This is a genomic window from Acinetobacter sp. CIP 102529 (assembly GCF_000368325.1).
GTDB classification, from domain to species: Bacteria; Pseudomonadota; Gammaproteobacteria; order Pseudomonadales; family Moraxellaceae; genus Acinetobacter; species Acinetobacter parvus.
The window spans coordinates 965,218-977,999 of record NZ_KB849355.1 but is presented as its reverse complement, the minus strand read 5'-3'; the positions used below and the strand labels follow the sequence as shown (position 1 = coordinate 977,999).

Here is a 12,782-nt window from a genome sequence, read left to right as displayed (position 1 = left end):
GCATGTCCTTAAGAACTTTGATCATCTTCAAGTTTTTTTTGTGCTTCATTGACTAGACTTAAGAAATCTTTGGTGACTTCATCATCGGCGTGATAGCCCTTTTTCTCCCAGATCTGCTGGAATAATTTTTCTGGTGTGGGTGGCTCTAGGCTAATGCTCTGCTTGTTTTCAGCATTATTTTCATTCGATAAATATTGTCTGGAAATACGCACCAGACGGTAGCGATCCTTTGGCAAGGCATCTTCAAATTGTTGGCGCAAATTCGGCTGTGGAGGAATCGCCGTATGATATTCGATATCGACATATTCTCGATGGTCAATATTTTCGATAGGGCCACTGGGTAGGTTTTTAAGCTGCTGCATAACCGCTGTGAGTTCATCTTTAATTTTATGCAGTTGAATACTTCGTGGGATGGCCAATGCTTCAAAATCCAGCTTATTTTCTGGTTTGGTCGAGTCAATCGTGACTTCAACCACTTGGTGCTTATAGTTGATTTCACTAAAGGACAAGGGAATTGGGGAACCGCTATACCGAATATGATCTTGCCCAACTTTCTGCGGTTTATGTAGATGTCCCAGCGCCACATAATCAATGCTGTCATCAAACAGGCTGGTCGAAAGTGCCTCTTCATTGCCAATAATAATTGGCCGTTCTGAATCTGAAGTTTCCCCCCCTTGCATATGGGCATGTGACATCAGGATTAGGGCCTGATCATCTGTTTTGCGGCATTTGGCTTCGGCAATGAGTTGTTGATGTAAGTAGGCAATGGCATTTTGACTATTAGTGGTATGTTCATTAAAGCCTGTTATCTCTGCAGAGCGTAAGAAAGGCAGGGCAATACACCACGCGACAACCTCTTTTTGTTCATCGTAGATTGGCAAAATTAAACGATCTAAATCTAAATTATTTTCTTTATTCGGGCGAATCACCCCAACCGTTTTGGCATTATATTTCGCTAATAATGGCTCAACCTGTTCAATTCGATAGCCTGAATCGTGATTGCCTGCGATCATCAGTGTTTGCATGTGCGGTGCGCGTTCATGCGCATCGGCGAGGAATTGATACAGTTGTTTTTGTGCCTGAGAACTTGGATTGATCACATCAAAAATATCGCCTGCAATCAGCAAGGCATGCGGTTGTTTCTGTTTGATTTGTTCAAGTAACCATGTCAGAAATTGTTCATGTTCATAATGGCGGGAATGATTATAAAAGAATTGCCCCAAATGCCAGTCAGACGTATGAAAAAAACGCACGGTCATGAAATAGAAAATCCCTATTTTTGTATGGGAATAAGGTAGCATAAAATTGTACATGACAATTTGCAAAAGAATGGTTAAAGATAAAAGTGATGCTTAAAAATGTATTTTTTATAACTACGACATCTTGAGTCGTTGAGTTTATTCAGTTAACTATAGAGTTGACTGAATTATTGATATGATAAGTTTTTATATTCATGATGTATGAGAAAATATGAATATTCAGGGGATACAGGCAACTTACCGCCGTTTATATCATGAAAGTCCAGTCTGGAAATTATTAAGAGCAGAAAATGCGCCACACATTTTAGCATTTATTGCCGATTTATTTGTCGAAGAAACCGAAGTTCCCTATGGTCGTGCCCGAAGCTTACTGGATGAATTTATTAAATATAGTCGCGAACAGGGATTGTGGCAAACCGAAAATAATGCAGCCTATTATTTAAATAGCTGGATTAAGGCAGGCTGGTTGCGTGAAATGGATGACATGCTCAGCAAGACTGATGCCAGTGAAACAGTATTGCGTTTTTGTCGCAATCTAGACGAGCGTCATAGCAGTACTACTGCCTCACATTTGAGAATTGTACAGGATGCAGTACGGGATTTCGTGGTTGCCATTAGCGACAGTATTGATGATCGTGTCAACTTATTAGAACAAAAGAAAGCCCAGATTCAACAAGAAATTGATGACTTGCATGCAGGGGTGGTGACGCAGCTCAATGAAGCGGAACAACGGGAACGGATTCGGGAAATTTATCAACTGGCTTCTATTTTAACAGGTGATTTTAGGCGAGTTGAAGATGAAATTCGTCAGTTAGATAAAGAGTTAAGAATTGATATGATTGAGCGCAACGCTTCACGAGGTGAAGTGTTACTGGCATTGATGCAAAAAGAGCAATTACTTGCCAAGAGCGATGCTGGCAGTGCTTTTGATGGTTTCTGTCAATTATTACAGGATCAGGATCGTTCCACTGAGTTTCGGGAACAACTACGCAGTATTCTCAATCACCCTGTAGCACAGCAACTTAGTGAAGCACAAAAGAAATATCTAGGACAGCTCATGCGTGAACTGGCGCGGGAAAGTGGTCGGGTATTTCAGGTGCGTCGCCGTACTGAAGAGGGATTGCGGGCATATATTGAAAGTGGAGCTGCACTGGAAAATCGTATGATCGAGCGTTTGCTATCGCAACTGGAAAAACAGGCAGTGAATTTAACACTGGAACAGCAGTGCGATTTAAAAACCGAAATGCAGGTGTATTTGGCAGTCGGTTCGGTTCAGATCAGCTCACCTGAAAATTTTGCTTTGAAAAGTCCGAATGAACACATGGATACACGTGGCGTACAGCAACAACAAAATCGTAAAGAACCGAGTAATCAAATGCTGCACTATCTGGACAGTGTACAGGTACGAGAGGTTGCTGAGAAAGCACGCCATACATTGCTGAAAAAAGGGGTTATGAGTATTGCACATTTAACCCAAGAACATCCATTACAGGCAGGTCTGGAGGAATTGGTGGCATACTTACGAATTGCCAAAGCCATTAAAGCGCCGCAATTAACAGAACAAAATGAGCAGATTCAATTTCAGGATCAACATGGCGTGAATCTACAAGCCCGTATCCCGACCTATTATTTAAGTGCAGAATTATTCCCTGAAAATTTAGATGAATTGGCATTATAAGAGTGTACAGACATGCAACCACAAGAGAGCAGTTTTTTTGATAGGGTGCGTCGCCCAACATCAGACGAAAATCATGATATTCAACCGCAGCGCATCGCCGAAGTCGAAGTCGAAGATGAACTGATAGAAGTTGAAGCAGATCAAGAGATGGAGAACGATTTACAGCTAAGTGATGAACTATCTAGTATGCCGCATGAAGCCAGACGGGTTTTGGTCTATTTGATGCGACAGGGAACGATTCTGGCAGCTGAAAATCTAAAACTGTTTGATGTGTTATGTCGTTATGAAACAGTGATTCGCCAGCATCTTGCCGAAGTATATATTCAACTGGTTTTGGATGCCAAACAGGGCGTGGCGTATATTATTAATACTGAAAACATCAATGATGAAAATGACGATACAGCATTATCGGATGATTTCCCTACGCTGATTCGAAAGCGTACCTTAACCTTATATGACACTTTGGTATTACTCATTTTACGGAAATATTATCAGGAGCGGGAAACCGCAGGTGAGCAAAAAATTATTATTGATCTGGAACGAATTCAGGCAAGTTTGACCCCTTTTATTCCGATTACCAATCATGACAGTAAAGACCGTAAAAAACTAAGTGGCACACTAGATAAATTCAGTGAAAAGAAAATTCTCAGTGTAATACGAGGTGAGGATGGGCGTTATGAAATTACACCGATTATCCGTTATGTGGTCAATGCTGAATTTCTACAAAGTTTATTGACCGAATATGAGCAACTGGCAGATAAAGCAGCTATGCATCAATGCGAGCAGAATAAAGGAAAGGTATAATGCAAGAAATGACTTTGGATACTTTATTTGCTCAGGGACAAATTCGTCTGGCTGAGATTTCCGTGTTTAACTGGGGCTCATTCCATAATTTACATACAGCCCGAATTGATCCTGAAGGGACGTTGATTACAGGTGACAATGGTGCTGGTAAATCTACCTTTATTGATGGACTGATGGCATTGTTACAACCTGCCAGCAAAGCCAGTTTTAACGTAGCAGCCGCACAGGGTGACCGTTCAGATCGTTCTTTAGTGACCTATATGCGTGGCAGTTACGGCTCTGAACATGATGGTTCCACTACCAAAGTCAAAAGTAAACGAGAAAAAGCTGTAACCACGGCACTACGAGCCTTGTATATTGCAGAGGATGGTTCTCAGATTACCCTGATTGGCTTGTTTTGGCTTGGACAAGGCAAAAATTCACTCAGTGATGTCAATCGTTTATATATGATAGCCAGTCGCAATGTGTTACTGACTGAAGTATTAGAGATTTTTGCCGATGGTAATACACGCCAACTGAAACAGCATTTTAATCCCAAGACAGATCAGCGTATTCATTATTTTGAAAGTGATTTTAAAAGCTATCAGGATATGTACCGTAAATATTTATTTATGGACAATCAGAATGCACCTGCATTACTTTCCCGAGCATTGGGTTTAAAGAAAATTGATGATTTAACCAAGCTGATTCGGGAATTGGTGTTAGAGCCGAGTAATTTACGAGAAACTGCACAAACGGCGGTGAATGAATTTGCTGATTTAGAAGCCAATTATAAGCATCTGGTGGATACGCGTGAACAGGTGGAGCATTTAGAGCGTTTGCCACAATGTGCTGAACAAATTGCCGAATTGACGCAGCGTTTAGCGCAGCTTCATTTGGAAAAACAATCGATTGCTGCTTATTTTGGTGAATTATTTGCCGCATTATGGACTGAAAAGTTACAGCAGCTTGAACAGGAATTGCTACAACTCAAACAACAATTTCAGCAGATTGAACAACTGGAACAGGATGCAGAGACACGGCAGGAACGTCGTCATGAGGAATATTTACAGTTGGGTGGTCATCAGATTGAAAATCTGCACAAAGAACTGGGTTTTATTACAGATAAACTCAAAAGTCTGGTTATAGAAGCATCTCGTTATCAGGACGATGCCCGACAGTTACAACTTGCGGATGATTTAACCGAGCATGCTTTGCTGGAAAATCAGGGTATTGCGACTGAAAAATTGGTCAATACTGAACAGGATACCAAGCAACGTCAGGATGAATTTGCTGAAATCAGTGGAAAATACGCACAAACCCAACAACAGCTCAAAGATATTCAGGAAGATATTCAGGAAATTGAAGCCAGACCCGATAGTAATATTCATGATGTGCATTTATTGCGTTTACGTGATGAATTAAAACAGCATTTATCTTTTGATGAACATGAACTGATGTTTATTGGGGAATTAATTGATGTTAAAGAGCACGAAAAAGCATGGCAAGGCGCGATTGAGCGAGCATTAGGTGGACTCAAAACCACATTACTTGTGCCACAGGATCGTTATTCCATGGTGACCAAATGGGTCAATGCACGCAATAATAAAACCCATGTGCGTTTACAGGTGGTCAATCTAAAACAGGTGGAGCATGTCCACTTTAAAGACAATGGTTTTCTCGGTAAATTGCTTTGGCGAGAACACGCCTATCGTGACTGGTTAAAACAGCATTTACAGCGTTTTGATTTAAATTGCGTGAGTAATACCCAAATACTGGATCATATGCCATTTTCCATGACTCAACAGGGCTTAATTCATTTAGAACGAGGACGCTTTGAGAAAAAAGACCAACAACGTGTTGATGATCGTAAAGCATGGTGTCTGGGCTTTTCCAATACCTCTCGTCTGAGCTTGCTTAAACATGAATATAGTCAGTTAGAACAACAGCTTAAACAGCTATACCAACAGATTGAACAGGCTCGGCAGTTACTTAATAATGTGAATCAGCAAAAAGGCATGTGGGAAAGATTGCAGCGTTATCAATGGGATACTATTAATTTACCGTATTGGCAACAACGTCAGCAACAAACCCAACAGGACTTGCAGCGTTTACAGCAGGCAGATTCTGATGCTGAACAGGCTCGCCAGCGTTGGGAAGATGCAAAAAATGAACTCAAACAGATTGGCCTACAAAAAGGCGAATTACAAAAAATCCGAGGTCAGTTAGAACAGCAACATGGTGATACCCAGTTAAAACAGCAAAAAGCACAACAAGCAGCCGAGCAGGGAATCAGTGATGATGCCCGACAGTTATTGAAACAACGGATTGGTGAAATTAAACAACTAGATGATGCGTTGCAGGCAGAAGTCGAACGAAAACTTGAGCGTTTAATTGGTCAGGCAAATGACCAAAAAACTACAGTTAGCAATACCGCCAATGGCATTATGGTGTCATTCCGTAGTAAAGATAAATGGGCACATATTCCCTTACAACGAGAATGGGCGACAGGGCTGGCTGCTTTAGAGGATTATGTTGCCTATTTGCAGGAATTACAGCAGGAGGGTTTGCCGAATCTGGTTGAGCAATTCCAGCAACGTTTGCATAAACACACCGCTCAGTCTTTAAGTGTGATTCAGGATAAATTGAATGCAAATCGGGAAGAAATCATTGACCGAATTGACATGATTAATCAGGTATTACAACGCACGGAATTTAAGCTCGGCAGCTATTTAAGACTGGGCTATAAGAAAGAAAAATATCCACATGTACACGATTTCGAACAACGTTTAAAACAGGTTTTATCTGGCGTGAATAGTGAAGAATATGAACGTCGTTTTAAACACTTGGCGGAGTTAATGGCGATTTTGGACAGAGCCAGTAGCTCGGCAACTGCCAATAATCAGGAAAGTTTACGTTTGCTTGATCCTCGTTATCAAATGTCATTCCATGCCGAAGAAGTGGATGCGCAAACAAGTGAAATAAGGGATGTGTTGGAATCCTCTAGTGGAAAATCAGGCGGTGAAAAAGAATCCTTTGCAGGTACGATTGTCGCAGCAAGTTTAGCTTATGTATTGACACCTGATGGTTATGATTACCCGATTTATAGCACTGTATTTTTAGATGAAGCTTTTTCCAATACCGCCGAAGCCGTCAGTCGCCGTGTGCTAAAAGTATTTAAGGCACTCAAAATACATATCAATCTGATTACACCCTATAAAAACCTGAATCTGGCACGTGAATCTGCCCGATCATTACTGATTGCTGAACGTGATATTGACCAACATGAAAGCCATTTATGTGAAGTCACATGGCAAGAGATTGATGAACGGATGCAGCAACGCAAACAGACCATAGCCATCGAGGCGCAGCAACTTGGAATTGAGCTTCATGGCTAAAACAGTAGCATGGGGAATTTTGCCTGATGATGCCATCGCTCAGTTACGCAAGAAAGAATGGGATCATCCACGGCATTTAAAACAACGTTTGCGCCATCAACGTCCATTCCCGATTGTACTTTCACTCAAAGCCCCGACAGGTCAGCAGGCATTTGCAGATATGGATCATTTCCATACATTTTTTAAGACATGGAAAAATTTTGCCTATCCTGATCTGGTGGAATGGCAACAACGTCAATTTAAACAGTTGGCAACACAGCATGTCCCTGTCAAACTGGTCATTCCTACATTGGATGTCATGGTGGAGTTGTTAGGACAGCAACAGCGATTTAAAAAAATTTCAGACAAAATTTCCTTTCTGTTGCAACAGCTATTTGTAGAGCCACATATAGAATATGCACTATTTTCTACATTAATTGAATATTTAGAACAGATTGAACAATACCCTGAACATGATTGGCAATTACTGATCCACTTGATTGCCCAGCTTAAAGCAAATATGGGCGCAGGGCATTATTTAAGAGCATTGCCTTTACAGCATGTCGATACCAAATTTTTAGAAAAAAATCTGATTTTTGTGGAAGCTATTTGTGATGTCTTGCATCAAGGCGAAATACAAGCAACAGGGGGATTACTCAGTTGGCTTAATTGTCTGGATCATCCTAAAGGCTGGCTAATGATCAAACCCTTATGTGCCAAAGTGCAACAATCATTGGGTGGATTTCCAGTCTTTCAGCTTTCGACTGATGTATTGACAGAATTTGAATTGCCTGCCCAACATATTATTGTGGTTGAAAATATTCAGTCAGGTTTAGCCTTACCTATGTTGGAAAACAGTATCGTGGTCTGTGGCGGCGGTAAAAATATCAAATGGCTGGATGCGGCTTGGCTACAACATAAAAAAGTTTATTACTGGGGTGATCTGGATTCAGAGGGTTTAAATATCCTGAGCATGGTACGCCAAAAAATTCCGGATGTTATTCCTTTAATGATGGATGAAGCCACAGTACTGCAATTTCAGGATAAAATGGTCGATGAACCTGATTCTGTCTTTAGCGAACCGCAATATTTAACAGCAGAAGAGTTGAGTTTGTTTCATGCTTTAAGAAAGAATTGCTATAAAAATAAGCGACTGGAACAGGAACGAATCAGCAATGACTGGATAAATTTATATTTGACAGTAGAATCGAAGTTATTAAAAAAATGAGGAAATACAAAAATGAGTTCAGGAAAAGTAAGCCGCGAAATTATTGATCGCATGATGTTGATTGGTTTGGATCGGGTCGCAAAACGAAATGCCTTTGATAGTCATATGATTGAGGATTTATCTCTGGCTTTAACCGAATATGAGAACAATCCTGAATTACGTTGCGCCGTGATTTTTGCACATGGTGATCATTTCACGGCAGGTCTGGACTTGGTGGAATTACAACCCAAAATTCCACAGGGCATTTTTAATTTTGGGGAAAGCCAAATTAATCCCTGGGGTGTTGGTGGGCGGCACAGAACAAAGCCTGTCGTTGTCGCAGTACAAGGGATTTGTTATACCGCTGGGGTGGAGTTGATGCTGAATGCTGATGTGGTGATTGCCAGTGAAAATACGGTATTTGGTCAGCTTGAAGTGCTACGCGGAATTATGCCTTTTGGAGGCGCAACCGTACGTTTTGTACAAGCGGCAGGTTGGCAAAAGGCCATGCCGTATTTGTTAACAGGTAAGACCTTTAATAGCAAAACGGCTGATCAACTGAATCTTGTGTCTGAGATTGTTGAAAATGGTAAACAATTGCAACGTGCCATCGAAATTGCCAAAGAAATTTGTATTGCTGCACCGCTTGCTGTACAGGCCTTATTGGCTTCGGCAACCGATGCGGTGACACAGGGGCAGACTTTTGCATTCCAGAACATGGACAGTTATCTCAAACCACTGTTTGTATCAGAAGATGCACAAGAGGGAGTACGTGCCATGCTGGAGAGACGTTTGCCACAGTTTAAAGGGCAATAAAAACCAGAATTGACAATTCATGCCATGAGGGAGTGTCGGTGAATAATTTTAAATCGGTTTATCTTCGCTCAGGTTTATATTGTGATTGTATTCTTTTCAATGCATGAAATAAGTAGTGGTGTCTTTCTGGAGCGAGTCCAAGACCAAATGTGATAGGCTGATTTGCCTCAATGACAATTTGAGCTTGTTGTTTATTGGATGAGTTGGCGACATAATTCTCACGGATTCTGGTCACTTCATGCCATTGGAAAGATTTGGATTTTCCTATTTTTCCAATGCCTGTAAAAACACGTCCTCCTTGACGGTCAATGCTTAGTTCCACTTTGCCGAATGTCATCATCAGGGTAATGAATCCAAAAAATAATGTGCCAAGCAGAAATGGAATCCCAAATAGGCTTTGTAAAAGGCTGAACTGCTGCTTTGCGATTTGAGTACCATAAATACCACCCAATGACCCACCTGACCAAATCAGCATAAATGGCACAAGAAAGAACGCGATTGGACTTCTTAGCGTTGCCCCAAGCCTAATTTCCTGCATATTGTTTTTATACCAGGCCCCTTTAGGAGGCTGGTTCAGGTCAAATGCAAATGCAGGCATGTCGAAATGTTCTGAAACACGAAACAGGTGATTGCATGCCTGGCATTTTCCCATATCACTTTGAATATTGATATTGTCGTTTGCCACTTCTGTTTGACAGTTTGGACATTTCATTTTTAAAACTTAACTATTTTAATTTTATGAAATTTTAGTATAACACTGACATTTTACATTCATATTCATTTCTTAAATATTAATGAAATGATGATCTTAAATATTTTAAGGCTATCTAAAAAAATAAAACCGACGATTCGAGTGATGAGGAATCGTCGGTCAAAATCTTAATCTGCATTTTGGCTGCTAACAAAAGCACAGACAAAGATTGGAGAGTCATAATGAAAGGTCACCGAAAACGTTGCGGATGCCGTGCAATGTCCAATCGGTTGCTGCGACCTAATACCCTATATAACGGTGATAGTTGAGGATTGGTTGACATAAAAATGAAAAAAAAGTGAAAAAAAATTATAATTATTTCTCGAAACCGCTCTAGCTAGGTTTATGTTAATGATTTCATTGCGTTTGTACTATATTTGGTTTTTTATTATTTGTCTGGTTTCAACTTTGATTGCTGGGGTATTGGCAGCAATTCTACCCAATAGTATTGGTGGTGTGCTTACCGCTGTTCCTTATTTAATCGCGATTATTTTTGTCTTATTCAGGTTTTTAAAGCAACAGCGCCGCGCCCCAACTGCGCAGGAAAAGAAACGCCTGACTTTGGGATTTACCCTGATTTTTTGGGGATATAACATTTGTGGTTTATTACTTGGTTTATTTATGTTTGCGCGTAAAGACCCTGAAATCTGGCAGAATTTCTTACTCTATTTAAAGCAGCCGCAATTTTTACTTGCTGTTTTAGCCATGTGGTTGGTGATTGCCTTACCCTTATTTTTAATTACTTACTGGTTTTATGGACCACAAGCACAAAGAATGGCAAACAAGATGGTTAATTAGGATAAAAAACTTCACTTGTAATTCATGCCAATTTTGCCAAGACTAGGATGCATATCATTTTATAAAGGTTGTGTGATGCAAAAATTAACCGTCCTGGTCACGGGCGCCAGTGGTTTTATAGGTTCCCATCTATTGCCATTTTTATTGGAAAGGCAATACAAGGTCATTGCGCTCACTCGGCAAAAGAATAAAGTTTCTGATCATCCAGATTTAACTTGGGTAAATGACTTTGAACAGATGAGCTCCCAAAAGATTGATTATGTGATCAATCTAGCTGGAGAAAATATTGGGCAAAAACGCTGGACGGAACAGAGGAAGCAACAACTCATTGAAAGTCGTGTCTCTATGACCCAAAGACTGTATGAATGGTTAGAACAAAAGCAGATTTTCCCACAATGCATTCTTTCAGGTTCAGCGATTGGCTATTATGGCATTGATCCGCAGGAACAGTGGACGACCATCTGTGATGAAAACACACCACCACAAACCATTTTTATGTCTGAGCTTTGTCAGGCTTGGGAACAAACTGCACTGGAATTTAGTCAGCAAAATACCAAAATTATTCGGTTAGGCGTTGTGTTTGGAAATGGGGGTATTTTACCGCAAATGCTGTTCCCCATTCGCTTAAATGCGGTAGGCAAGATTGGTTCAGGACGGCAGCCAATTGTCTGGATTCATATTCAGGATGTACTTAATGCAATGGTTTTTCTGCTGCAATCGAACAATAAGCAACAGGTTTATAATCTGGTTGCGCCTGAGCAATCCAATCAGCAAAAATTTGTTCAGGTCGCAGGGCAGGTTTTAAAACGTAGGCCTTTTATTCGAATGCCGAAATGTGTCTTTGAACTGGCTTTGGGTGAGCAATCCCAGTTGATTTTAAATGGTCAGTATGTAAAACCGAAAGCATTGCTGGACCAAGGTTTCCAGTTTCAGTATCCCGACCTGAAATCGGCCTTGAGCGAAATTTTAGGAAGAGATTAAATCCTGTTTTTTTAAGCGTTCTGGTGAATAGGCGATTGGCGAAACAAGGGTTTCTTGTCCTAGCATTAACTGGCGAAGTAAACGTGCTGAACCTGCTCCCATACACAGTCCGTTACGGAAATGTCCAAAATTGGCCCATAGGTTTTCTATTTCAGGCATTGCGCCAATATACGGAATGCCATGAGGAGAGCTAGGACGTAGCCCAGCCCAGCGTTGCACAATTGGGAACTGTTCCAGCTTAGGCACCATTTCCAGACAGGCTGTTAAAATATCTTGTTGTGTTTGTTCATCCACTTTGGTGCTAAAGCCACAATCTGCCATGCTTGAACCGCAAACAATGTGACCATCTTGACGTGGAATCAGATACATCACCCGATTCATACACATGGTGGGCAACCAGTTTTCAGGCGTTTTAAACAGTAGCATTTGACCTTGTACAGGATGCACCGAGATTTTTCGTTGAACCTGTTCCGACCAATGCTGGCTCCAGGCACCACAACTCATCACAACATGATCTGCACTAAAGTTTCTGCCATCTTCGGTGTGTACACCTTGTACCTTTTTATTTTGAATGATCAGTTGTTCAATCGGGCAATGTTCAAAAAAACGCACTGAAGAATGCTGTTTTAAATAGCCAATCAGCGATTGTAATAGACGGGGATTACGTACATTGGAGAGCTGTGGAAAATAAATCGCTTGCTGGAATTGTGCTGAAATATGCGGATTAACCCGTTCAAGTTGCTTGCGATTGAGCAGGTCGCATTGCTGCATCGGTTCATTGAATTGGGCTGCGTAACTTAACCCTATGTCGAAATCTTCTCGGTCAAAAATCAGCATGCCTGTATCGTGGATTTGAAAATCAATGCCTGTGATCGGCAGCAGTTTTTCATTCCACATTTGATACAGCGATTTGCCATATTGCGCGAGTTGGTTGACCTCGGGCGCATATCGCCACGGATACATGGGGGAGAGGATACCGCCACCCGCCCACGAAGCAGCCTGACCAGCGTGTTGCTGATCAAAAATATCAACTGAGCAGCCTTGTTCAGCAAGCTCCAGTGCAGTCATTAAGCCACTAATGCCTGCACCAATGATGGCAATATGCATAAAAATCTAAACCAAAGTCATAGTT

General features: G+C 41.1%; 10 protein-coding genes. 7 read left to right on the top strand and 3 right to left on the bottom strand.

The features are described from left to right. Positions 1–8: 8 nt before the first annotated feature. Positions 9–1,259 (bottom strand): exonuclease SbcCD subunit D C-terminal domain-containing protein, encoded by a 1,251-nt coding sequence (locus F972_RS09905; RefSeq protein WP_004682780.1) that lies wholly within the window; start codon positions 1,257–1,259, stop codon positions 9–11. Between the two features lie 211 nt (positions 1,260–1,470). Here F972_RS09905 and F972_RS09900 point away from each other — a divergent pair, with 211 nt between their 5' ends. Genes F972_RS09900 through F972_RS09880 form a run of 5 tightly spaced genes read left to right on the top strand, consistent with a single transcriptional unit; the run spans position 1,471 to position 9,120 of the window. Next, a complete protein-coding gene (locus F972_RS09900; protein WP_004769649.1) occupies positions 1,471–2,937 on the top strand; it encodes a DUF3375 domain-containing protein in 1,467 nt (488 codons plus the stop codon). Positions 2,938–2,949: 12 nt separating this feature from the next. Then, positions 2,950–3,741, top strand: coding sequence for a DUF4194 domain-containing protein (locus F972_RS09895; protein WP_004769647.1), 792 nt, complete (start codon positions 2,950–2,952; stop codon positions 3,739–3,741). Further along, positions 3,741–7,118: an ATP-binding protein gene (locus tag F972_RS09890; protein ID WP_004769645.1), complete on the top strand. Its 3,378-nt coding sequence runs from the start codon at positions 3,741–3,743 to the stop codon at positions 7,116–7,118. Before F972_RS09895 ends, F972_RS09890 begins: the two co-directional genes overlap by 1 nt. Further along, positions 7,111–8,325 carry a Wadjet anti-phage system protein JetD domain-containing protein gene (locus F972_RS09885; protein WP_004757407.1) on the top strand — a complete coding sequence of 405 codons (1,215 nt, stop codon included), beginning with the start codon at positions 7,111–7,113 and terminating at the stop codon, positions 8,323–8,325. The genes F972_RS09890 and F972_RS09885 overlap by 8 nt, the downstream gene beginning before the upstream one ends. Positions 8,326–8,337: 12 nt before the next feature. Continuing rightward, positions 8,338–9,120, top strand: a complete 783-nt coding sequence (locus F972_RS09880) for a crotonase/enoyl-CoA hydratase family protein (RefSeq protein WP_004682775.1) — start codon at positions 8,338–8,340, stop codon at positions 9,118–9,120. A gap of 58 nt (positions 9,121–9,178) precedes the next feature. Here the strand turns inward: F972_RS09880 and F972_RS09875 are convergent, their stop codons facing one another. Continuing rightward, entirely contained in the window at positions 9,179–9,832 is a 654-nt protein-coding gene (locus tag F972_RS09875) for a hypothetical protein (protein WP_004761774.1), read from the bottom strand. A 390-nt stretch (positions 9,833–10,222) separates the two neighbouring features. Here F972_RS09875 and F972_RS09870 point away from each other — a divergent pair, with 390 nt between their 5' ends. After that, positions 10,223–10,669, top strand: a complete 447-nt coding sequence (locus F972_RS09870) for an ABZJ_00895 family protein (RefSeq protein ID WP_004769643.1) — start codon at positions 10,223–10,225, stop codon at positions 10,667–10,669. 75 nt (positions 10,670–10,744) lie between these two features. Next, positions 10,745–11,650, top strand: a complete 906-nt coding sequence (locus F972_RS09865) for a TIGR01777 family oxidoreductase (RefSeq protein ID WP_004757410.1) — start codon at positions 10,745–10,747, stop codon at positions 11,648–11,650. On the opposite strand, the gene thiO is transcribed toward F972_RS09865, so the two are convergent. Continuing rightward, complete coding sequence (gene thiO / locus F972_RS09860) at positions 11,636–12,757, bottom strand: glycine oxidase ThiO (RefSeq protein ID WP_004769642.1); 1,122 nt, start codon at positions 12,755–12,757, stop codon at positions 11,636–11,638. The two genes, F972_RS09865 and thiO, sit on opposite strands and share 15 nt — an antisense overlap. Positions 12,758–12,782: the final 25 nt, after the last annotated feature.

Excerpts from the sequence above, each read along its gene's own strand:
- F972_RS09905 (WP_004682780.1), bottom strand. The coding sequence starts at position 1,259 with ATGACCGTGCGTTTTTTTCATACGTCTGACTGGCATTTGGGGCAATTC.
- F972_RS09900 (WP_004769649.1), top strand. The coding sequence starts at position 1,471 with ATGAATATTCAGGGGATACAGGCAACTTACCGCCGTTTATATCATGAA.
- F972_RS09895 (WP_004769647.1), top strand. The coding sequence starts at position 2,950 with ATGCAACCACAAGAGAGCAGTTTTTTTGATAGGGTGCGTCGCCCAACA.
- F972_RS09890 (WP_004769645.1), top strand. The coding sequence starts at position 3,741 with ATGCAAGAAATGACTTTGGATACTTTATTTGCTCAGGGACAAATTCGT.
- F972_RS09885 (WP_004757407.1), top strand. The coding sequence starts at position 7,111 with ATGGCTAAAACAGTAGCATGGGGAATTTTGCCTGATGATGCCATCGCT.
- F972_RS09880 (WP_004682775.1), top strand. The coding sequence starts at position 8,338 with ATGAGTTCAGGAAAAGTAAGCCGCGAAATTATTGATCGCATGATGTTG.
- F972_RS09875 (WP_004761774.1), bottom strand. The coding sequence starts at position 9,832 with ATGAAATGTCCAAACTGTCAAACAGAAGTGGCAAACGACAATATCAAT.
- F972_RS09870 (WP_004769643.1), top strand. The coding sequence starts at position 10,223 with ATGATTTCATTGCGTTTGTACTATATTTGGTTTTTTATTATTTGTCTG.
- F972_RS09865 (WP_004757410.1), top strand. The coding sequence starts at position 10,745 with ATGCAAAAATTAACCGTCCTGGTCACGGGCGCCAGTGGTTTTATAGGT.
- thiO (WP_004769642.1), bottom strand. The coding sequence starts at position 12,757 with ATGCATATTGCCATCATTGGTGCAGGCATTAGTGGCTTAATGACTGCA.